This is a genomic window from Methylorubrum thiocyanatum (genome assembly GCA_014138645.1).
GTDB lineage: Bacteria > Pseudomonadota > Alphaproteobacteria > Rhizobiales > Beijerinckiaceae > Methylobacterium > Methylobacterium thiocyanatum.
In genome coordinates this window covers 96242-117152 of sequence record JACJIB010000002.1, presented here as the reverse complement: position 1 = coordinate 117152, position 20911 = coordinate 96242, and the positions used below count along the sequence as shown (strand labels likewise).

Here is a 20911-nt window from a genome sequence, read left to right as displayed (position 1 = left end):
GCGGCCCTGCGCTGTGGATAGCCCCCGCCGCCCACAGCCAGGTCGCCGCGCCAGCCGGCTTCGCGGACCGCGTGCGGCCGTTCGGCGCGCAAGGCGAGCCCAAGGACGCAAAAGGATCATCGTGAGGATCGTCGTGGACGCCGAGAAAAAGCCTGCCCCCCTGCTCGATCGCGCCCATCTCGACGCGCAGACCTTCGGCGACGCGGATCTCGCCTGCGAGGTACTCAGCCTGTTCGAGGATCAGTGCCGCCGCCTGCTGCCGGCGCTGGCGGAGGAAGGCCGCCCGGCGGAGGCGCGGGCCGACCTCGCCCACACCTTGAAAGGGGCGGCTCTGGGGGTCGGGGCGATGCGGGTGGCGCAGGCGTGCGCGGTCGTCGAGGCGGATCTGCGCGCGGGGCGCGCGGCCGATCTCGCGGCGCTCCGGACGGCGGCGGCCGCGACGCTGGACGCCCTCGGCCCGGAGACCGAGCGGCGCCCCGATCGCTCCTAGGACGAACGCGGCACCACGAAGCCCGACATCCGGCGGCCGGACACGCGACAACCGAGGCGGCGCGACCGAAAAGCACCGGCTTCCCGCTTGCATTCTGACTCCGCCGCCCGCAAGCAGGCGCCACGCCGCCCCTTGAAGGATCGCAGGCGGACGCCGACACGTCCCGGAGCAAGGAATGCCCAAGATCACCTTCGTCGATCACGCCGGCACGGCCCGCACGATCGACGGCGAGGTCGGCTCGACCGTCATGGAGACGGCGATCCGCAACAACGTGCCGGGCATCGATGCCGAGTGCGGCGGGGCCTGCGCCTGCGCCACCTGCCACGTCTACGTGGACGAGGCCTGGGCCGACAAGGTCGGGCCCGCCGAGCCGATGGAGCAGGACATGCTCGACTTCGCCTCGGACGTGCGCGCGACCTCGCGCCTGTGCTGCCAGATCCGCGTCACGCCCGAACTCGACGGACTCGTCGTGACGACTCCGGCCCGTCAGGGCTGAGCCGGCCGAGGCGCTACCGCAGCAGCGCCCGCATCGCCCCGTCCAATCCTTCCAGCGTCAGCGGGAACATCCGCTCGGAAAAGATCCGGCGGACCATGCCGATCGATTGGGTATAGGCCCAGTGCTCGGCCGGGACGGGATTGAGCCAGACCGCCTTCGGAAAGTGATCGAGGACGCGGCCGAGCCAGACCTCGCCCGCCTCCTCGTTCCAGTGTTCCACCGAGCCGCCGGGATGGGCGATCTCGTAGGGACTCATCGAGGCATCGCCCACGAACACCACCCGGTAATCGGACGGGTAGGTGCGGATCACGTCGAGGAGCGGGATGCGCTCGTCGTGACGGCGGTGGTTTTCCGTCCACACCGCCTCGTAGGGGCAGTTGTGGAAGTAGTAGTGCGCGAAATGCTTGAACTCGGAGCGCGCCGCCGAGAACAGCTCCTCGGCCAGCTCCACGTGCCAGTCCATCGAGCCGCCGACATCGAGGAAGAGCAGGACCTTGACGGCGTTGCGCCGCTCCGGGCGCAGTCTTACGTCGATGAAGCCCTTGCGGGCGCTCTCGCGGATGGTGCCGTCGAGGTCGAGTTCGTCGGCCGCCCCCGTGCGGGCGAAGCGGCGCAGGCGGCGGAGCGCCACCCGCATGGAGCGGGTGCCGAGTTCGCGAGAATCGTCGAGATCCTTGAACTCGCGCCGGTCCCATACCTTCACCGCCCGGAAGTTGCGGTTGCCGTCCTGGCCGATGCGGATGCCCTCCGGGTTGTAGCCGTAGGCACCGAAGGGCGAGGTGCCCCCCGTCCCGATCCATTTCGAGCCGCCCTGGTGACGCCCCTTCTGCTCGGCGAGGCGCTGTTTCAGGGTCTCGAACAGCTTGTCCCAGCCGAGCGCCTTCAGTTCGGCCTTCTCCGCCTCGGTCAGATACTTCTCGGCGAGCTTGCGCAGCCATTCCTCGGGGATGGGGGCGGGCTCGACCCCCTCGCCCAGCGTCTCCAGCCCCTTGAAGACCGAGGCGAAGACCCGATCGAACCGGTCGAGATGGGACTCGTCCTTCACCAGGACGGTGCGGGCGAGGAAGTAGAACTCCTCCACGCGCTTGTCGGCGAGGTCGCTCTCCATCGCCTGGAGCAGGGTGAGGTATTCGCGCAGGGACACCGGCACGCGGGCCTCGCGCAGGCCCGTGAAGAATTGCAGCAGCATAGGGCCTAAACGCCCGAGCCCGGCCCGCGGGTCAAGCCGAGGCCGGGCTCGGGCAAGACGCCCGCGCCAAACAGCCGAGCTTGAGTGCCTTCGACTCCTGTGGACAGCGGCGTTTTCCCGTGGATATCGCCCAAGACTATCTTTGCGCGTGAGAAAGAACCGTCATCTCGGTGGAACTAAGGTGACGTCGCACAAGGCAGGATGAGTCCGTGACTTGACGATTGGAAGGACGCCATGCCCGTGGTCTTGCGATCTCTGAGCGATTTCAAGAAATTCCTTCGCAAGCCCGGTGCGACGCTGCAGATCGTTCAGAACACCTTCGTCGACCGCCAGGGCGAGGCGGCCCGCGCCGCCTATCGCCGCAAGGGTCTCTACGAACCGCGAACATTGCGGGCGATGTCGAAGAAGGCCGCCATCTTCGACGTGAAGGGACACGATACCACCGTCTGGCTGTATTGGGATCGCGGCACCCGCCACTGGCGCTTTTCCGGCGACACCGTCACGGTCCCGCTCCACGCCGCCCTCGGACCACCCGACACGGTGGTCTACCGCTGCAGCCTGCCGTCGTTGTCCGAGCAGGGCAGGCAGCGCCGCAGCACCGCCAAGCAGCCCGACGATGAGGCGAGACTGCCGGGCCTGTAAAGGCGGGATCGAGGCCGATAGAGCCTGATCGATCCGGCGGGCGCGATCGATCCTGAACTGGCGCGGACGATCAAAGCCGGCGGCCTCGACCGAGCGAGATCAGGGTTTCCCGCTCACTCGTCTCTCACGATTTGTTGAATGGGCGAATCGGGCGCGGCCAAACACGTTTGTGATCGAACCTCAGCTTGTACCCACCACCTTGAGCGGTGCCAGTCTGCGGTCTGATCCCGATTGATCGTTGGCAATATCGGTCTGATCGGCGCTTTTTCTCGATTTTGCAGTCGATTTCCAGGAAAATCGGTAGAACCGGACTTGAAACTTTCTCAAATCCTTTTAGCTCACGAAATCGAGGGGAAAACAGGATCACGTACAATGTCGGAAACAAATCAGGTCTCGCAAATCGACCGTATCGAGCTCGCCGCCGATCTCGTCTCGGCCTATGTCTCGAATAACTCCCTGCCGTCGCCCGAACTTGCGGGCCTGATTGTTCAGGTTCATGCCGCGCTCGTCGCGCTCTCGGCCCCGCAGGCGCCGAAGGAAGAAGAAGTCGAGCGGGCCACCCCGGCTCAGGTCAAGAAGTCGATCACGCCGGACGCCCTGATCTCCTTCATCGACGGCAAGCCCTACAAGACGCTCAAGCGCCACCTGACCACGCACGGCCTCGACATCGAGGGCTACCGCCGCCGCTACGGCCTGCCGGCGGACTATCCGACGGTCTCGTCCAACTATTCGGCCGCGCGCTCGGCGCTGGCCAAGGATCTCGGCCTCGGCCAGCAGCGCCGCAAGTCCGCCGCGAAGACCGCGGAACCCGCGGACGCGGTGGTGTCGGAAGCGCCGGCCGAGCCGCGCCGCAAGAGCGCCGCTTCGGGCGAGGGCCGCAAGACCGGCGGACGCCGCAAGGCCGCCTGACGTCGATTGCCGAACCGGCGGGGCGATCCAATCCCGCCGGTCGATTCCGTCCGTCCGCTGAAGCGACGGCGTGTTGAACTGGGTTCCGGACGAGCGCCGCTCGCGCGTTTCGGCAGGCTGGCGCGGCGCCCCGGAGCGCCGAATTCCGCTTCACATGCTCGACAGATGCACTCAGCCGGCTGCGCGAGACCGCGGCGCGGAGCATGGACACCGCCCGCGGTGCGATGCCGGGCTCTGGCCGGAATGTCCGTCGCGTCGAGCCGGTGTCGCAGATCCGCGCGGACCGAGCCTTCCGCCCGATCCCGGACCATGACGTCCGAGACCCTTCCGGCGCTACGCCTTCCCGAAAAAAATCAGGCGTCGGGCATCGCCGACTGGATGAAGCGGTCGGAGGAGAGATCCTCCTCGTCGTAGCCGAGGAGTTCGGCAAGGCGGCCGCGGGCGCGGCTGACACGGCTCTTCACCGTGCCGACCTTGCAGCCCATGATCGTCGCCGCCTCTTCGTAGGAGACGCCCTCGGCGCCCACCAGCACGAGGGCCTCGCGCTGGTCTGGCGGCAGCTTGGCGAGCGCCGTCTGCAAATCCTCGACGTCGAGCCGGTCGCCCTGATGCGGTGCCGTGGCGAGGCGGGCGGCGTAGGAGCCGTCCTGATCCTCGACCTCACGCACGCGCTTGCGGTGATCCGAGTAGAAGATGTTGCGCAGGATCGTGAAGAGCCACGCATTCAGGTTGGTGCCCGGCTGGAAGCGGGCGCGATGCTGCCAGCCCTTCAGCAGGGTGTCCTGCACGAGGTCGTCGGAGCGGGCCGGGTTCGAGGTCAGCGACAGGGCGAAGGCGCGCAAGGACGGCACCGCGGCGAGCAGGCCGTTGCGGAATTCGGGATCGATCCGCTCGCCCTGCGCCTTCAGGGCCGCTTCGAGCTTGCCGATCAGCTCCGCGAAGCGGGCCGGCGTATCCTCGCCTGCGCCCAGCGTGTCGTAGACGCTGCGCAGATGATCGCCGAGATGGCTGCGGATCGTGTCGGACAGTTTGGGACGGCCGTCTGTCATCGCGGGACGATCCAGGGTCGCTTCGGTATCGTTGCGCATCGGGTTCTTCGCGATCGGGGCGTGTCGGCAAACGACGGGGCGGCGCCGCACGCGGGGCGAGCCCGGGCACGGTCCTTAACATAGTTGTAGCGCATCGGCCCCGCCCAGCACACCCGCGCCACGCGAAATACTGCCACGCTTGCACACAAGACGGTCGGACATCGCCCGATGAGGGAGATGATCGACCGATGCTGCGACGTGAATGCGGCAAATCGGCAGCGACCGCCGGGCGATCAAGGTCAGGCCGCGCCGTGCATCTCCGATGCAGCGCGCGGGCGCCGCCGCGACGTGCCCTTCAGCACCCGCACCGCCCCATCGGTGAGGACCAGAGTGTCGCCACGCTCCAACTCGGTCCACGTCTCGTCCCGGGTCAGCGCCCGGGTGGCGATCACGGTGACGATGTCGGTCTGGGTGGTCTCCTGCGCGAAATCGACCCGCCAATCCTCGTCGATCAGCGTCGCCGTGCCGAACGGCGCCCGGCGGGTGAGGTAGCAGAGCCGCTTGCCGCAATGGGCGTAGAGCACGCGGCTGTCGGTGAGCAGCATGTTGAACACGCCGAGTTCGGACAGGGTGAGGGCGTACTCCGCAATCGCCGCCTCCAGGGTGGCGGCGCGGGGGGCCTTTCGGAAGCGCTCCTGCAACTGCGACAGCATCCAGCAGAAGGCGTGCTCGCTGTCGGTGGTGCCGACCGGCTCGAACCGGCCGAGCGGCAGCCGCTTCACGCCCTTGAGCTGGCCGTTATGGGCGAAGGTCCAGCGCCGGCCCCACAATTCGCGGGAGAAGGGATGGGTGTTCTCCAGGCTGACGCGCCCGCGATTGGCCTTGCGGACATGGGCGACGACGATGCGGCTCTTGATCGGATAGCGGCGCAGCAGCTTGGCGAGTTCGGAGCGGGCACTCGGCTCCGGATCGTGGAAGGAGCGGCATCCGCGCCCCTCGTAGAAGGTGATGCCCCATCCGTCCGCGTGCGGACCGGTCTCGCCGCCGCGCCGGGCCAGCGCCGCGAAGGAGAACCGGATGTCGGTCGGCACATTCGCGCTCATTCCGAGCAGTTCGCACATGGTGGCCGGGATCTTTTCGCGTTCGCGCACGATCGGGATGGGGAGGGAAAACTAGGAAGCTTCGGGGGGGCGAACAACCGGCTTGCGTGCCCTGTCCCCCGCCACCAAACCCGGCGCACCCGACCGCGCGCGCTCGCGGCCCGGCCATGCGGGGGTCACGGCCAGCCCCGGAACCAAGCGCCGGACGACCGGTGCCAGCCCCATGGCCAGCCCGACGAGGCCGGCCAGCGCCAGGACGTCGGTGAGCCCGATACGGAAGCTGCCGCGGAATGCCGGGGTGACGAACCAGAACAGCTCGGCAAGGTGGATCGCGACCGCGAAGGCCGCCACGAGCCGCGTGCGGTTCTCGCCGGGGCGCAGGGTCAGGACGGCGGCGAGCGCGACCACCGCGGCGGCGGACAGGGCCAGGGCGCGGCCGGCGCTCCCTGAGCGCAGCCGGTACCACGCGGCGGCCTCCGGATCGGCGGCAGCGCCGAGCATCAGGAACTGCACGAGGTGCAGGCCGGCCCAGACGAGGAGCAGCACGGCGAGCGGCGTCAGGCGGTCATGGCGACGCCGGGCCGGCCCGACATCGGGGGGCGCGACGAGGATCGCGGCGGCGAGTGCGAGGCTCGACCACGCCGCCAGCACCAGCAGGCCGAAGGCGCTGGCGTGAAAGCGCAGCGCCGGGTTCGTGCCCACCGACATCACGAGGTCGCCCGCGGCCAGCGTGCCGACCACGGTGTGGAGTCCCAGGCCGAGCACGGCGCGTCCATCGTCGATGCGGCCGGCCTTGGCCCAGGGCTCGCCGCCGCGGCGGGCGAAGAGCAGGGCGAGCCCGGTCCAGAGGGCGAAGTAGAGGCCGAGACGGAGGGCGAGGAACGGCGGCGCGGCCCCGAACAGGGCGAGCGGCCCGTCCGGTCCGGCGCTTCCCGGACCCGCGTAGAGCAGGGGGGCGGCCAACGGGATCGGCAGGGCGAGGAGTGCCGCCACCGGCATCAGCACCAGCAGGCCGCGCAGGGTCTCCAGCAGGGCGGTCTCCGGCTGCGGACGCCACGCATCCGCGCGCTCGATCATGATGACGACGGGCAGCGCCCCTGCCGGCAGGGCCAGGAGGCAGGTCCAGGCGGCGAGATAGGCGGGGGTGAGGCGCGACAGCCCGGCATGGTGGAGCGCCAGCAGGAGGCAGCCGATCCCGACTGCGAAGGCCGCCGCCGGCCGGCGGTCCGGATCGAGGAAGTAGCCGCTGGCGGATTTCGCCCCCGCCGCCTTGCGGGCGGCGCCGCCCTTCTCCTCCGCGCTCACCGGAGCGGTCTCCCCGCGGCGGGGCCGTAGACGGCGAGGGGGCGGCCCGCGCTCGCCGGCAAGCTCATGAGGCGCCGGGCGAGGGCGGCCGGGTTGAACGGCTCGGAGGCCGGCTCGACCGTGAGAAGGAAGTGTCCGGCCAGATCCGACGGAAGCGGGCGTCCCGTTCTCGCGCCCCGCAGAGCGCGGAGGAGCGCGACCGCGATGCCGACGCTCCCGCCGGCGGCCGCGGCCGAGAGCGCCGGCACCGCCGCCATGGCCCAGGAGAGCGGCCAGACGGGCGGCAGGACAGGCAGAGAGGAGAGCGACGGAGACAGCGTCCAGGCGGACACCGCCACGCCCATCAGCCCGTCCGCGATCCCGCTGGGCAGTTCGCCGACGAAGCCCGCGGCCCGGACGACGATGTAGGCCGCGGCGGCGAGGAAGGCGCCGGACAGGGCGAACCGGTTCAGGCTCCGCTCGTCCCGGTGCAGGGCGGCACCGGCCTCCGGCATCGGCACCGGGCCGAAGGCGTCGAGCCGTGGCGGCGCATCGGAGGCCGAGAGCTCCCGCGCCGCTTCGGCGAGCCCCGCCTCCGAAGCGAAGACGGCGACGAGACCCGGCGACGGGTCCCGGCCGGTCCGTGGCATGGCCCCTTGTCCGGGCTCTTGCCCAGCCCCTTGCACAGCCCCCTGCACAACCCCTTGCATCGCCCCCTGCATGGCCCCTCGCAGCGCCGGATGCCCGATCGGCGGCGGCGACGGCCCGGCCTGCGGGTTGTGGAGGAGGGCGAGGCGCCGCGTCTCGGCGATCGAGACAGGGGGCACGAGGCGGAAGAGGAGCAGCAGGCCCAAGACGAACAGGCCGACCGAGCCCAGGGCCGCCGCCCCCGCCGCCATCAGTTCGGGCAGACGATCCGGCAGGCCCGTTCCGGCTGCCGCGATCCGTGCGGCGAGCACGTGATCGGCGCCGAGGCCGCAGGCGACAAGGGCGCCGGTCAGCCCGAGGGCGGCGGGGCTGCGGCGGATGGCGGGGATCCAGCAGAACTGTGTCGGGAGAAGACCGGCGAGCATGAAGGTCCAGAAGGCGGGCGCCTCGTCACCGAGGAGCCGGCGGGTCAGGCGTGCCCGCTCGGCCGCGTCGCCGTAGAGGATCGCGGTGACGATCTCGGTGACGTGGCAATAGAGGGCGGCCAGCCCGAAGGCGAGGATCAGCCGACCCAGGATATCGAGATGCCGGCCGGTGACGAGGCCGCCCAGCCCGAGGCTCCGGCGCAGGACCACGGCCAGCGCCGCGATCAGCCCCGCCCCCGACAGCACCGCCTCGACCAGGAGGGCGATGGGGAGCAAGGTGTCGTGCCGGTCCGTGCGAAGGGCGGCGGCGAGGGCGAGGTCGATCAGCACCGCCACCGCCGCGAGGATGCCGAGCAGGGCGAGCCCGCGGCAGGCCCGCTCCCAGGCGAGCCATTGCAGCGCCGAGCCCCGCCAGCCCAGGGACAGGGCGCGATAGAGCCGGGTGCGGCGATGCGGCCCGGCGCCGAGGCGGTCGCGCAGCACCGCGAGATCCGGCAGGAGCGCCGCTGCCCAGAGCCCGAAGCCCGTCACGATCAGGGCGGCCAGGCTCACGGGATGGGCTGGCACCGGATGGAGCGCGGCCAGCCCCGCGCCGAGCAGGGCGGCGCTCTGCGCCAGACGGGCGATGCCGCAGCGCCACGCGACATCGGCGAGGAGCAGCAGCCCCGAGATCATCAGGCAGCCCGCGGCGATCCCGATCCACCATCCCGCCCCGGCGGCCCCGAGGGCGGCGGGCACGGACGGGCGCAGCGCGATCCACACGAGGATCGGTGGGAGCGTCCCGGCCACGGCGAGCCGCCAGCCGCCCGAAGCCGGCGCGAGCACCGCCGTTGTGAGCGCCTCGCCGATCGAGGCCACCGTCTCGCCGGCTCCGATCACCGCCGCGCCGTAGAGGAAGGCGGGCCGGGAGGAGAGCGGAGAGGAGGACGGGAAGACGGGCTGCGGGCGCTCGGTCATCGGCCGCTCACCGGCTCAACGGCCGGCCGCGCGACGGCCGCGGCCTCGGCGGGGAGGGAGGGGCGATGGAAGGTCTCGCACGGCCATCCGGCATCGTCCGGTCGGAAGGAGGGGTGGCACAAGGCAGAAGCGAAGGACCGCCGAACGGGATGGCTGGAAAACGTGCGAAAAGCAGGCCCCCCGCACGCAGGATCCGGCGGGGTCCGCCCGCCATGTGCTCTCCCGCACCAAAGAGCAATGCCACGCCGGGAATGCAATGCGGCACGCCCGCAGAGCGGGCTTGCGCCGCGGCGTTTCCGTGCGAAGAGGGCGGTCCGTGACCGCCTCCCACGCGCCGGCTCGCCGGATGCGCCCCTCACCGCGCCGGAATCCCCCTCCGATGCCGCATCCCATAGCCGCGAACGCGTCGGCGAACCCTTCGCCGGTCGCCCGGAATGCCGATGGAGCGTAACCCCGTCCTGTTCGCCTGGGCCTCGTCGCCGCGCCGGCACGCGGCGGCGCTCGGGCTGGCGGTGGGCCTGGGCGGGCCGCTGGCCCTGTTCGTGCTGCTGTGCCTGCGCGACCTCATCGCGGTCCTCACCCGCAGCAGCCCCGGCGCGCTGCCCTTCCTGCGGATCGCCCTGCCGCTGCCGGGTCACCACGGGGACGAGGCCCCGATCCTGTTCCAGGGCTGGAGCCTCGCGCCGACCGAGCTGCCGCTGATCGCGCTGACCTCCCTCGCCGCGGCCGCCCTGCTGCTGGCGATCCTCGGGGCCGCGGTCGCCTATCTCTGCTTCTCCGTCCAGGCCCGGGCCACGGCGCGTCTGCGGGCGCGGGCCACCGAGGCGATCCTCGCCTCGCCCCCCGGCGCCCGCGAGGATCTGCGGGCGCTGCCCGGCCTCGTCGGCCAGGCGCTCGCGCGGATGGGATCGCTCGCAGCGGTCGGCATCGTCGTGCCGGGCCTGACGCTGGCCGCGATCCTCCTCGCCCTCGTCATGGCGGAACTCGCCGCCCCGCGCCTCGTGCCGGTGATCGCCCTGCTGCTCGCGGCCGTCGGCCTCGCCCGCGCCCTGCTCGCCAGCCGCACCGCCGCCCGGCGCGGCCTGCGCCGGTCCGACATCGCTGCGACCGAGGCGGGCCTGCGCGACCTGATCCGGCGGATGCCGGCCGTGCGCGCGCACGGCGCGGCGGCGTTCGAGCGGCGGCGCCTGGGCCTGCGGGCGCGGGCGGCGCGCACCGCCCTGGTGCGCGCCGAGGCCCGGCTCGCCTACGCGCGGGCCCCGGCCCTCGCCCTCGTCGTGATCCTGCCCGCCCTCCTCGTCGCCACCGCCCTGTGGCAGGGCGAGGCTGCGACCGAGGCCGACAACGTCCTGCCCGGCGCCCTGGTCGCGGCGGCGGGCGCCTTCGCCCTGGCCGCGACCCTCGTCGCCGTCAGCCTGCGCCTGTGGAACCAGTACCGGGCGGTCGCGCCCCTGTTCCGCGCCATCGCCCAGACCCTGGACGCCCTCAATCCCCGCGCTCCGGGCGACCGCGCCCGCAGCGCCGCCCCGTTCCCGGAGGCCGGTGCCCTCGTGGCCAAGGGGGTCGGCGCCTACGATCCCGGCAGCGGCGAGCGGCTGACCGGAGTCGATCTCGCCCTGCCGATGCCGGCCCATGTCGCGATCGTGGGCACCCGCGGCAGCGGATCGCGGGCGCTGGCCGCCCTGCTCGCCGGGCAGATCGAGCCCACCGCCGGCGCCGTCACCTATGGCGGCACCGACCTGCGCGCCTTCGACTCCGCCGAGCGCGCCCGGCGGATCGCGCTCGCAGGATCCGAGGCGATCCTGATCGAGGGAACGCTGCGCCAGAACCTGCTCTACGGCGCCCGCAGCGGCGACCGCGAGGCCTCGGGGCTGGCCGAGCGGATCGCGATCCTCAAGCTCACCGGCCTCGACGCCTTCGTCTACGAGCGCGGCCTCGAAGCCTCCATCGACCCGGACGACGATCCCGCCACGGCGGAAGCGGTGGTGGCCGCCCGCTGGGCCGTGCGCGAGGCGCTGGCCCACGAGGGCATGGCCCGGCTCGTCGAGCCGTTCGACCCCGCCCGCTACAACCATCAGGCCGATATCGGCGAGAACATCCTGTTCGGCGAGGCGGTGGGCCCGGCCTTCTCGCAGGCGCGGCTCGCGGCGCATCCCTACCTGCGGGCGGTGCTGGAGGCGGAGGACCTCACCCGGACACTGGTCGATGTCGGGCTCCAGGTCGCCCGCTCCACCGTCGAGATCTTCTCCGATCTGCCCGACGACCACCCGCTGTTCGAGACCTTCTCGCTCTTCCCGGCGGCGGAGCGAGGCTATTTCGAGGATCTCGTCGCGCGCCAGCCCGAGGCCCGCGGCTTCCGCCGCGGCCCGGCCGGGCATCGCGACCGCGAGCGCCTGATCGGGCTGGCGCTCCGCTACAGCGAGACGCGCCACCGCTTCGGCCTGATCGACGCCGCGCTCGAGGAACGTCTGGTCGCCGCGCGCCACTCCTTCGCAGCGATGCTGCCGCCGCGCTACCGCGAGAAGGTCGAGTTCTACGATCCGTCCCGGCTCACGGCCGCCGCGAGCCTGGAGGAGAACCTCCTGTTCGGACGCATCACGCAAGGGGAGGCGGGCGCCGAGGGGCGGGTGCGCTCCCTGGTGCGCCGGGTACTCGCGGAGCAGGGGCTGGAGCCCACCGTCTACCGGCTCGGCCTCGCGGCGCGGATCGAGGCCGGCGTCGCCGTGGCCGGCCAGGGCCAGCGCGCCGTGCTGGGGGAGGGCGCCATCGGTCCGCGCGAGCGGGTGGCGATCGAGTTCGTGCGCTGCCTCGTGCGCCGCCCGGACATCCTCGTGGTCGGCCTCTCCCTCGACGACCGCAAGCCCGACGAGATCACCGCCCGAATCGAGCGCCTGCGGGCCCTGCGCGCGGGGGCGGCCCTGATCGTCTGCCTGCCCGACGAGGACACCCTCGACCGTCAGGCGCCGTTCGACGCCGTGCTGCGGGTGGAGCGCAACACGGTGGTGACGGCGGAACCGCAGGAAACCGCCACGGTGACCGCCTGACCGCTTCCGTTTCCCGCAAAACCGCCTCAAAGCTTGGGCACGATCCGGTTTCGTCGACCGCGGGGCGCCGCGGGTCGGGCCCGGCCTCGATCGAGACGGTGCATTGTCCCCCGAACGGCTCACGAGGCTCCGTGAGGTCTCTCCTGCGCACCTTCGTGCCGGCTCTCCTCGGGGGGCTGCTCGCCGCCTGGACGTCGATGGCCTGGACCTCGGCCGCCCTGGCCGACAAGGCGAGCGCCCCGATTCCGGCCGCGACCCTGGCGCTGATGGCCGCGCGCGGCACCCATGCCGCCTCGCCGATCGTGTTGCGGGCCTACAAGAAGGAATCGGAGATCGAGGTCTGGAAGCGCAACGCCGCCGGCCGCTACGTGCCGATCAAGACCTATCCGATCTGCCGCTGGTCCGGGCAGCTCGGGCCGAAGACCAAGAGCGGCGACCGGCAGACGCCGGAAGGGTTCTACACGGTGGCCAAGAGCCAGATGAACCCGAACTCGCGCTACTATCTCTCCTTCGACATCGGCTACCCCAACGCCTACGACCGGGCCCACGGCTCCACCGGCTCGGCGGTGATGGTGCACGGCATCTGCTCGTCCATGGGCTGCTTCGCCATGACGGATGCCGTGGCGGGAGAACTATTTTCCATCGCCCGGGAGGCCTTCGCCGGGGGGCAGAGCGCGTTCCAGTTCCAGTCCTTCCCGTTCCGGATGACCGCCGCGAACATGGCCCGCCACCGCACCGACCCGAACATCGCCTTCTGGCGCCAGTTGAAAGAGGGCTCTGACCGCTTCGAGGCGACCGGCGAGGAGCCGGTCGTCTCCGTCGCGGGCGGGCGCTATGCCTTCGCGCCCTCGCGCGACGCCGCCAAGGAGGCGGCCTTCACCGCCCTGCACAAGGACGAGACCGACCGCATCGCCGCCCTGGTGGACGAGGGCGCGGCGGCCGTGCGCACCACCTATTCCGATGGCGGCCAGCACGCTTTCTGGGCCGCCCGCATCCGCCAGGGATTTCCGGTGGGCGATGTCAGCCGGCCCGAGGCACTGGCCTATGCCGGCCAGGAGGTCGTGATGATCCCGGCCCGGCGCCGGCTGCCGCCGCCGCCGCCCGTGCCGGAAGCCGTATGGGCGGCCTGGATCGGTACGGCGAGCCCTTCGCTGACGATGCGCGTCGCGGAGTTCCTCCCCCCTTATGCGGCCGAGCCCCCGCGCCTCACCGCGCCGATCTCGCGCTACGCGCAGACATGGCCGAGCTTCGCCCGCGCCGCGATCGAGGCGGCCTTGCCGCCACCGGACATCGCACCGACACAGCCTCCGATTGAGAAGGTGGCGCAGCGCTGACTTGGATCCACTCAAAACGGCGTGTGCGGGCACGCACACAAAACCGAATGGCGGGGACCCATCTCACCGCTGTACACTCCGTGCCCGAAGAGGGGCCGAAGGACAGCCGCGGATCCGTAAGCGGATGCATGCGGCGGCACCGCTACCACCAGAGAAAGTCCGGCGCGAGGCCGGGCATCGGTACCGATCCATGACCCTGCCATATCCAGCCAAGGACGACACCCTCGTCCTGCGTTTCTGGGGCGTACGCGGCTCTACGCCGGTCAGCGGCCCGGAAACCGCCGAGTTCGGCGGCAACACGCCCTGCCTGGAGATCCGCTGCGGGGAACGCCTGTTCGTGATCGATGCCGGCTCCGGGCTCGGCGCCTTCGGCCGCGGCTGCCGCGAGAGCATGCCGCAGGACATCGACCTGCTGTTCAGCCACCTCCATCTCGACCACACGGCGGGCCTGCCCTTCTTCAAGCCCGTGGTGATGGGCTGCGAGCACACGATCCACACCTATTGCGGGAATCTCGACGGCGAAAGCGCGGAGGACGCGCTCGGCCGGCTGTTCTCGCCGCCGCTCTTCCCCGTGACCCTCGATGTGCTGCCCTGCACTTTCAAGCATCACGGTTTCCGGGCCGGCGAGACGCTGACCTTCGCCGACGGCATCCAGGTCGATACGATCCTGCTCGACCACCCGCAGGGCTCGACCGGCTACCGCTTCGATTACGGCGGCAAGCGCCTCTGTGTGATCAGCGACATCGAGCACAGCGCGAACTGGCCGGACCCGGAGCTTTGCCGTTTCGTCGAGGGGGCGGACCTCCTCGTCTACGACGGCATGTTTACCGAGGGCGAGTATCCCTGCTGCAAGGGCTGGGGCCACTCGACTTGGCAGAAGGGCGTCGAACTGGCTCGCGGCGCGGGCGCCAAGGCGCTCGCCATCATCCACCTGCACCCGGCCCATTCCGACGTGCAGTTGCGTAAGGTCGAGGCGGAGATGCAGGCCGAGATGCCGACCGCCTTCATCGCCCGCGAGCGCCAGTCGATCGAGGTGGGCCGCCCCCTCGTCGGCCTGACCGAGGCGCCGGTGGTGGCGCTGGCGCGCCGGGCCTGAGGGCGCGCGTTAGCACCGGAAGCGACAGGGCGAGGCCGGCTGTCGTCCGCGCTTCCTATGAAATCCTCCGAACTGATGAACGCGGCCGCCGGCAGTGATGCCAGCAGCCGCCGCCGATCCCCTTAGAGAGCCGTCGTCACCTGCGCGCCCTCCTCGCGGCCGACGCGGCTGTGCTTGCGGCTCCAGGCGAAGTAGATCACCAGGCCGATCGCCAGCCAGATGATCAGGCGCAGCCACGTGTCGCCGTCGAGCGAGAGCATCATCCCGAGGCAGAACAGCGCGCCGAGGATCGGCACGAACGGCACCAGCGGGGTGCGGTAGGCCCGCGGCGCATCGGGCTGGGTGCGGCGCAGGATCACCACGCCGGCGCAGACGAGGATGAAGGCGAGCAGGGTGCCGATGCTCGTCATATGGCCGAGCTGCGAGATCGGCAGGAAGCCGCCGAGCGCGCTGGTGAACACCATGAAGAACAGGTTCGAGCGATAGGGCGTCTTCCACTTCGGGTGGATCGCCGAGAAGAAGGCCGGCAGCAGCCGGTCCTTCGACATCGAGTAGAACACCCGGCTCTGGCCGAGCAGCAGCACGAGGATCACGGTGGAGAAGCCGCAGATCACGCCGAAGGTGACGAGGCTCTTCAGCCACGGAAAGGGCGTCGCCGCGATCGCGGTGTTCACCGGGGCGGCGTCACCGCGCATGGCGTCGTAGTGGACGAGGCCGGTCAGGACGCCTGCGAACGCGATGTAGAGCACCGTGCAGATCGCGAGCGAACCGAGGATGCCGATCATCATGTTGCGCTGGGGGTTCTTGGCCTCCTGCGCCGCGGTGGAGACCGCGTCGAAGCCGACATAGGCGAAGAACACCACGCCGGCCGCGCGCATCACGCCGCTCCATCCGTACTCGCCGAAGGTGCCGGTGTTGGCGGGCAGGAAGGGGTCGTAGTTCTGGGCCTTGATGTAGAACAGGCCCACCCCGATCACGGTGAGAACCACCGCGAGCTTGAGCACCACCACGGCGCCGTTGACCCGGGCCGATTCGCGGATGCCGATGATGAGCAGGGCCGAGGCCGCGACGACGATCAGGATCGCCGGCACGTTGACCAGGCCGTGGGCCACCGTGCCGTCGGCGAGCTGGTAGGTCTCGAAGGGCGAATGCACCAGCGAGCCGGGGAGGTTGATGCCCAGCGTGTCGCGCATGAAGCGGGTGACGTAGCGCGACCAGCTCACCGAGACCGTGGCCGCGCCGACCGCATATTCGAGCACCAGATCCCAACCGATGATCCAGGCGATGAACTCGCCCATCGTGGCGTAGGTGTAGGTGTAGGCCGAGCCCGCCACGGGGATCATGCCGGCGAGCTCGCTGTAGCACATGCCGGCGAGCGCGCAGCCGATGGCCGCAATGGCGAAGGAGAGAGTCACCGCCGGACCCGCATGCTCGGCGGCGGCGATGCCGGTGAGCGAGAACAGGCCGGCCCCGATCACCGCGCCGATGCCCAGGCCGATCAGGCTCCAGGGACCGAGATGGCGTTCCAGCTTGTTCTCGCCGGATTCCGCGTCGGCATTGAGCCGTTCCAGCGTCTTGATCCTGAAAAGATCACTCGCCAAGCCTGACGCCATATCCGCCCCACCCCCATTCGACGAATGCGGCACGCGCATTCCGTGACGGCCCATAGATCAATCGTGAAACCGCCGTGCACGCAACGGTCTCACGTGACAAGGCCGTGCAAGGAAACGGCCAAGATGCGGCCGAGAAACGGTCGAGACGGAGCGAGCGTGCCGAAGCCCGATCACAGCGGCCAGGAAACGTCACGGTAGGCGCCGTCCCAGAACCCGTATTCGAGGCGCGTGGCGTGGGCGTAGGCCGCGTGCATGCGCGCGCGAAGGATGGGGGACGCCCCCGCCGCCGCCTCGTCGGTCGCGGCGATCATCGCGGCCACGGCTTCGCCGAACTCCTCGCCGGCATAGGTGTCGATCCAGGCGCGGTAGGGATTGTCTGAGCCGGCGCGGGAGAAGATGTCGCGGCCGACCTCGGCGTAGATCCAGAAGCAGGGCAGGAGCGCCCCGAGCACGACCTCGTAGGGTTCGGCATAGGCCGAGGCCAGAAGCCACGCGACGTAGTGGTCGCAGGCCGGCGACAGCGGCGTCGCCGCGAACGTGCCGGCATCGATGCCGTATTCCTGGAAGAAGCCGCCATGCAGCGCCCGCTCGACCACGATCGCGGTCTCGGCGCCGCGGGCGAACTGCACGATCCGGTCGGGATGGGGCGCCTTGGCGGCGGCGAGCGCCAGCGCGCGGCCGAAACCGATGAGATAATGCGCGTCCTGCACGATGTAGCGGCGGAAGCGCTCACGGCTCAGCGAGCCGTCCGCCAACTCCGCGTTGAACGGCATCGTTCGGATCGTCTCGTAGGCCGCAAGATTGCGGGTCCAGGCTTCCTGCGAGAAGCGCCCGGCGGAGGGAGTGTCGGCCAAGAGCGGCGCTCCATCGCTTACAAAAAAGGATCAGCCCTGCCTCAGCCTTGCCTCTGGGCCTGGGTCACCGCCACGTGGATGAGCTCGGCGAGCGTGCGCACCCTGAGCTTCTGGCGCATCTGCGAGCAGGCATTGGTGACGGTCTTGTAGCTGACCGAGAGGTCGGCGGCGATGGCGCCGTAGGATTTCCCCTGGGCGAGGCGGGCGAGGATCTGCTGCTCACGAGGGGTGAGCTGGGTCTCCGGCGTACGGCGCGGGTCGGCACGCAGCATGGCGACTTCGGTGGCGAGCCGCCGGTCGAGATAGACCTCGCCCGCGCGCACCCGATCGAACGCCTGGAACAGCTCGTTCGAGGCATGATCCTTCAGGACGTAGCCGAGGGCCCCGGCCTCCAGCGCCCGCGAGACGATGACGGGATCGTTGTGCATCGAGAACACGAGCACGCGGGTCTCGGGCTCGATGGCGCGCATGCGGCGGATCAGGGCGAGGCCGGCGAGCCCGCTGCCCTGGAAGGTCAGATCGCAGATCACCACCGGCGGGCGGAGGCGATGGAAGGCGCGGTAGCCGGAGACGACGCCGGTCGCCTCCACCACGGTCTCGATCCCGGCATCCTCCAGCACGCGGCGGCAGCCCTGGAGGACGATCGGGTGATCGTCGATGACCAGGACGGGGGTGGCGGCGCCCTTGCTCGACGCCGCTCTCATCATGGGGCTGCTGATCGGCGCGTTCATCGTACACGCATCACTTGGGTTGCGGCGCGGCGGGGAGAGGCAGAACCGCTCCGTCCTCGCGCTCGGGATCGATCGGTAGGGTGATCCGGACAACGGTTCCGGAGGCCCCGTTGTCAAGAGACGCCGTGTCGAGGCTGAAGCGGCCGCCCAGCGCCTCGACGCGTTCGCGCATCCCCGACAGGCCGAGGCCGACACGGTGGCCGGGGGTGATGCCGGTGCCGTCATCCTCGACGCTCACCCGCAGGGTCGTGAGGCCGGCCGCGTCGGTCTGCTCGGCCGCGCTTGCCCGGACGTGGCGGGCGGCGCCGTGGCGCACGGCGTTGGTGCTGCTCTCCTGGATGCAGCGGAACACGGTGAGGTCGACGATGTCGCCGTAGCCGCGGGCCAGCCCCTCGAACGCGCCCTTGAAGACGGTCTCGGGATGGCGCCGCTGGAAGTCGCGCAGCAGCAGGTTGAGGCAATCGGCGAGCGGCACCTCGCCGAGTCCGTGCGGGCGTAGGCGGTTGAGGAGGTCGCGGTTGAGGGTCTGGACCTGGCCGACGATGCTGCCGATGTCGCCGGCTCGGGACGCGAGCCGACTGCGGTCGATGTCGCCCGGCATGGCGGCGAGCCGCGCGACGGAGGCCGCGTTCGCCTCCAGAGCGAACAGGCAGGGCCCGAACTCGTCGTGGAGTTCGAGCGCGATGCGGGCGCGCTCGTCGTCCTGGGCCGTCAGGAGCTGGCGGTTGAGACGGCCGTTGGCGGCCCGCGCCTCGGACAGCGCCCCGGCCACGCGGTTGAAGCGCTCGGCGATCACCGCCAGCTCGCGGGAGGCGGGCGGGTCGAGATGGGCGGTGTAATCGTGCCGCTCCAGCCGGGTCAGCCCCTCGGCGAGACGGCCCAGCGGCCGCAGGATGCGCCCGAGCGCCAGGGTGAGGGCGGCGAGCACGGCGAGGTTGAGGACGAGGCTGGCGAGCGCCAGCGAGCGGGCATAGCCCCAGACCTCCTCGATCTCGTCGAGGGGCTGAGTGGTGATCGCGGCGGTGCCGATCCGCTCGCCCCGCACCACGATCGGCAGGTCATGCTGGCGCGGTGCCGGCTCGATCAGGCGGACGAACCAGAGCGGGGCCTGGCGCACCTCCCGCCTCCCGTCGGCCGGGCCGTGGCCGACCCGCTGCCCCTCCGCGTCGAGGATCGTCACTCGCACGTGGCGCAGGGCCTGGAACCGCAGGTCGAGGGAATGGAGCACGCTCTCGGGATTCGGGTTGCGCAGGGAGCGGATCGTGTCGGCCACCAGCGGCTCGACGGTCGCGAGGCTGGCTGCCATCTCCACCTTCACCGCGCTGCGGGCGGTGAGCACGATCACGCCGCAGGAGGCCAGCGCGGCGACGATGTCGATGGCGAGCACGATCAGGATCAGGCGCGTGCGCGTCGGCCAGCCGGCCCAGAACGGCGCGGCGGCGGCCGGACGATCCTGCATCGTGTCGGTATCGGCAGCGCGTTGCGCCATCACGGGCGTCAGAGGCGGTTGCGTGGCGGCGGGAATCGGCACGGGCCCTCGCGATCGATCAGGCCACCGCCCGCCGACGGCGCCGCGGGCCGACCGGACCCGGGACTTTTCGGCAAGCCGACATCGGATAAAAGGCTCAGATTTCTACAGTTTCGGCACGGGCGGCACCGTGGCCGATCCCCGGACGAAAGTCCATGCCGACGCCGCGCCGCAGGGTCGCACGGCACACTGATGTTTCTCTTAGATTGACCGGCGATGTCGATCGATCGGGGATGAGCCCGGCTGGGAAGCGGTGCGCCGCGCCGGCCCGGCTACACCCTCCGTTAAACCGGGTCCGTTAAGGTCGCCTGCGAGAAAAGATCCGGACGAGAACAGATCGCCGGGAGACTTGGCCGAGGCGCGCGCGGACCGGTCAGGCCCAGCCGCTTTGAAGAATCCGCCCGATTCGTGTGGATGGCCGGCGCCTGAATTCTGTTCAGGCCGCTCGGACATCTTGCCGCCGCATTGGCGAGGCCGTGTTGTTGCAGGGGTACAACGTGCAAGAGGCCAGCCACATGTCGGTGGCGATCCATCCGTCCGAGACGCGCCGCACCGAGGGCCAGACGCCGTCGCGGCTGCGCCTGCCCGTCCTCGTCGGCGCCGCGGGGGGAAGCGTCGCCCTCCTCGCCTTCGCCGTCGGGGCGTTCTCGTTCTTCTCCGATCTCGCCGATCCGCGGAGCCGGCCGGTGCGGATCGCGCCCGTCGCCTCGCAATGGCCCGATCTGAAGGACGGCGTTCCGGCGCTGGCACCGTCCTCCGCTGGACCGCCGAACGAAACGCGTCGGGAAACGCGCCAAGCGAGCCTGCCGGCCGCCGAGCCCGCAATCTCGGCCGCGATGCCCGCTGCGATCCCAGTCGCCTTGCCCGCCGCACAGGTCCAGGCCGCGGCGCTCGAGAGCCCGCCGCCGGCGCCCGCCCGGGCGCCCCTGCCGATCGAGCCCGCCGCCACGGTTCCGGCCGCGGCGCGCACTGCGGCGACCGTCACTCCCACGAAGGTTGCGGTTCCGCTTCCGCCCAGCCGGAGCGAGACGGTGCGGGCCAAGACGGAGCAGCCAGCCCAGTTCGTCTCGCTGCCCGCGGCCAAGGCCAAGCCAGAGCCGGCTCGGACCGAGGCCAAGGCCGAGATCAAGTCACGGCCCGAAGCCAAGGCGGAGGCTGTCAAGGAAACGGCCAAGGAGCCGGCCAAAGAGACGGCGAAGAAGGCGGAGGCCGCCAAGATCGATCCCGCCCGCAAGCCCGCGCCGTTTGCGCGCAACCGCGCCGCGGAGCCGAGGCCGACCCAGACCGCCTCGGCGCAGGCGCCCGCCGGCCCGGCGAGGGAGGCGGCGGACGAGCCGGAACTGCTCGGCGTCAAGATTCCCGGCGGTCGCCAGATCCGCGAGGGCTGGGACGCCGCCGTGAGCGGCCTGCTCGGCGGCAAGTCGGGCGGCGAGTAGCGGCGGCCCGCCGGACGGTCCGGCTCGGTCGAGCCGGACACGGCCTCATCGGGTCGCCCGCCTCGGCTTACGCGGAACGACGTCTCCGACCCTGTCCGGCGGATCCG

The 20911-nt window shown here is 71.0% G+C and carries 17 protein-coding genes; 8 read left to right on the top strand and 9 right to left on the bottom strand.

What is annotated here, in order from left to right; translation table 11 throughout:
* The first annotated feature begins 133 nt into the window (after positions 1–133).
* Together HNR51_RS04335 and HNR51_RS04330 are read left to right on the top strand one after the other, a co-directional pair.
* Entirely contained in the window at positions 134–490 is a 357-nt protein-coding gene (locus HNR51_RS04335) for an Hpt domain-containing protein (protein WP_182554509.1), read from the top strand.
* Positions 491–665: 175 nt separating this feature from the next.
* The gene (locus HNR51_RS04330; protein WP_012456674.1) at positions 666–986 is read left to right on the top strand and encodes a 2Fe-2S iron-sulfur cluster-binding protein; all 321 of its coding nucleotides are present in this window, start codon (positions 666–668) and stop codon (positions 984–986) included.
* A 13-nt stretch (positions 987–999) separates the two neighbouring features.
* Here the strand turns inward: HNR51_RS04330 and HNR51_RS04325 are convergent, their stop codons facing one another.
* Positions 1000–2175, bottom strand: a complete 1176-nt coding sequence (locus HNR51_RS04325) for a vWA domain-containing protein (RefSeq protein WP_012456673.1) — start codon at positions 2173–2175, stop codon at positions 1000–1002.
* Positions 2176–2409: 234 nt separating this feature from the next.
* Between HNR51_RS04325 and HNR51_RS04320 the strand changes: the two genes are divergently transcribed.
* Both HNR51_RS04320 and HNR51_RS04315 read left to right on the top strand, forming a co-directional pair.
* A complete protein-coding gene (locus HNR51_RS04320) occupies positions 2410–2817 on the top strand; it encodes a hypothetical protein (RefSeq protein ID WP_182554086.1) in 408 nt (135 codons plus the stop codon).
* Positions 2818–3189: 372 nt separating this feature from the next.
* Positions 3190–3726, top strand: a complete 537-nt coding sequence (locus tag HNR51_RS04315; protein WP_012456671.1) for a Ros/MucR family transcriptional regulator — start codon at positions 3190–3192, stop codon at positions 3724–3726.
* 353 nt (positions 3727–4079) lie between these two features.
* On the opposite strand, the gene HNR51_RS04310 is transcribed toward HNR51_RS04315, so the two are convergent.
* From HNR51_RS04310 to HNR51_RS04295, 4 genes are all read right to left on the bottom strand, one after another.
* A complete protein-coding gene (locus HNR51_RS04310) occupies positions 4080–4814 on the bottom strand; it encodes a sigma-70 family RNA polymerase sigma factor (RefSeq protein ID WP_012456670.1) in 735 nt (244 codons plus the stop codon).
* 239 nt (positions 4815–5053) lie between these two features.
* Complete coding sequence (locus HNR51_RS04305; protein ID WP_041372182.1) at positions 5054–5875, bottom strand: class II glutamine amidotransferase; 822 nt, start codon at positions 5873–5875, stop codon at positions 5054–5056.
* A 51-nt stretch (positions 5876–5926) separates the two neighbouring features.
* The gene (locus HNR51_RS04300; protein WP_182554085.1) at positions 5927–7159 is read right to left on the bottom strand and encodes a hypothetical protein; all 1233 of its coding nucleotides are present in this window, start codon (positions 7157–7159) and stop codon (positions 5927–5929) included.
* Entirely contained in the window at positions 7156–9168 is a 2013-nt protein-coding gene (locus HNR51_RS04295; protein ID WP_182554084.1) for a DUF3341 domain-containing protein, read from the bottom strand. Before HNR51_RS04295 ends, HNR51_RS04300 begins: the two co-directional genes overlap by 4 nt.
* A gap of 440 nt (positions 9169–9608) precedes the next feature.
* Here HNR51_RS04295 and HNR51_RS04290 point away from each other — a divergent pair, with 440 nt between their 5' ends.
* The 3 genes from HNR51_RS04290 to HNR51_RS04280 all read left to right on the top strand — a co-directional run bounded on the left by HNR51_RS04290 (position 9609) and on the right by HNR51_RS04280 (position 14642).
* Entirely contained in the window at positions 9609–12212 is a 2604-nt protein-coding gene (locus HNR51_RS04290) for an ATP-binding cassette domain-containing protein (RefSeq protein ID WP_182554083.1), read from the top strand.
* Positions 12213–12343: 131 nt separating this feature from the next.
* Positions 12344–13546 (top strand): L,D-transpeptidase family protein, encoded by a 1203-nt coding sequence (locus tag HNR51_RS04285; protein ID WP_182554082.1) that lies wholly within the window; start codon positions 12344–12346, stop codon positions 13544–13546.
* Between the two features lie 190 nt (positions 13547–13736).
* Positions 13737–14642, top strand: a complete 906-nt coding sequence (locus HNR51_RS04280; RefSeq protein WP_012456664.1) for an MBL fold metallo-hydrolase — start codon at positions 13737–13739, stop codon at positions 14640–14642.
* Between the two features lie 122 nt (positions 14643–14764).
* Here HNR51_RS04280 and HNR51_RS04275 read toward each other — a convergent pair whose 3' ends face one another.
* The 4 genes from HNR51_RS04275 to HNR51_RS04260 form a co-directional block, all read right to left on the bottom strand.
* Positions 14765–16255, bottom strand: a complete 1491-nt coding sequence (locus HNR51_RS04275; protein ID WP_182554081.1) for an amino acid permease — start codon at positions 16253–16255, stop codon at positions 14765–14767.
* A gap of 170 nt (positions 16256–16425) precedes the next feature.
* The gene (locus HNR51_RS04270) at positions 16426–17109 is read right to left on the bottom strand and encodes a TenA family protein (RefSeq protein WP_182554080.1); all 684 of its coding nucleotides are present in this window, start codon (positions 17107–17109) and stop codon (positions 16426–16428) included.
* A gap of 41 nt (positions 17110–17150) precedes the next feature.
* The gene (locus tag HNR51_RS04265; RefSeq protein WP_085985415.1) at positions 17151–17840 is read right to left on the bottom strand and encodes a response regulator transcription factor; all 690 of its coding nucleotides are present in this window, start codon (positions 17838–17840) and stop codon (positions 17151–17153) included.
* A 10-nt stretch (positions 17841–17850) separates the two neighbouring features.
* Complete coding sequence (locus HNR51_RS04260) at positions 17851–19371, bottom strand: ATP-binding protein (protein ID WP_012456660.1); 1521 nt, start codon at positions 19369–19371, stop codon at positions 17851–17853.
* 512 nt (positions 19372–19883) lie between these two features.
* On the opposite strand from HNR51_RS04260, the gene HNR51_RS04255 reads away from it, so the two are divergent.
* Positions 19884–20804 (top strand): hypothetical protein, encoded by a 921-nt coding sequence (locus tag HNR51_RS04255; protein ID WP_182554079.1) that lies wholly within the window; start codon positions 19884–19886, stop codon positions 20802–20804.
* Positions 20805–20911 lie beyond the last annotated feature (107 nt).

Bases quoted from the DNA above. Each gene is read 5' to 3' on its own strand.
- HNR51_RS04330 (WP_012456674.1), top strand. From the start codon at position 666: ATGCCCAAGATCACCTTCGTCGATCACGCCGGCACGGCCCGCACGATC.
- HNR51_RS04325 (WP_012456673.1), bottom strand. From the start codon at position 2,175: ATGCTGCTGCAATTCTTCACGGGCCTGCGCGAGGCCCGCGTGCCGGTG.
- HNR51_RS04320 (WP_182554086.1), top strand. From the start codon at position 2,410: ATGCCCGTGGTCTTGCGATCTCTGAGCGATTTCAAGAAATTCCTTCGC.
- HNR51_RS04315 (WP_012456671.1), top strand. From the start codon at position 3,190: ATGTCGGAAACAAATCAGGTCTCGCAAATCGACCGTATCGAGCTCGCC.
- HNR51_RS04310 (WP_012456670.1), bottom strand. From the start codon at position 4,814: ATGCGCAACGATACCGAAGCGACCCTGGATCGTCCCGCGATGACAGAC.
- HNR51_RS04305 (WP_041372182.1), bottom strand. From the start codon at position 5,875: ATGTGCGAACTGCTCGGAATGAGCGCGAATGTGCCGACCGACATCCGG.
- HNR51_RS04295 (WP_182554084.1), bottom strand. From the start codon at position 9,168: ATGACCGAGCGCCCGCAGCCCGTCTTCCCGTCCTCCTCTCCGCTCTCC.
- HNR51_RS04290 (WP_182554083.1), top strand. From the start codon at position 9,609: ATGGAGCGTAACCCCGTCCTGTTCGCCTGGGCCTCGTCGCCGCGCCGG.
- HNR51_RS04280 (WP_012456664.1), top strand. From the start codon at position 13,737: ATGACCCTGCCATATCCAGCCAAGGACGACACCCTCGTCCTGCGTTTC.
- HNR51_RS04275 (WP_182554081.1), bottom strand. From the start codon at position 16,255: ATGGCGTCAGGCTTGGCGAGTGATCTTTTCAGGATCAAGACGCTGGAA.
- HNR51_RS04265 (WP_085985415.1), bottom strand. From the start codon at position 17,840: ATGAACGCGCCGATCAGCAGCCCCATGATGAGAGCGGCGTCGAGCAAG.
- HNR51_RS04255 (WP_182554079.1), top strand. From the start codon at position 19,884: ATGTCGGTGGCGATCCATCCGTCCGAGACGCGCCGCACCGAGGGCCAG.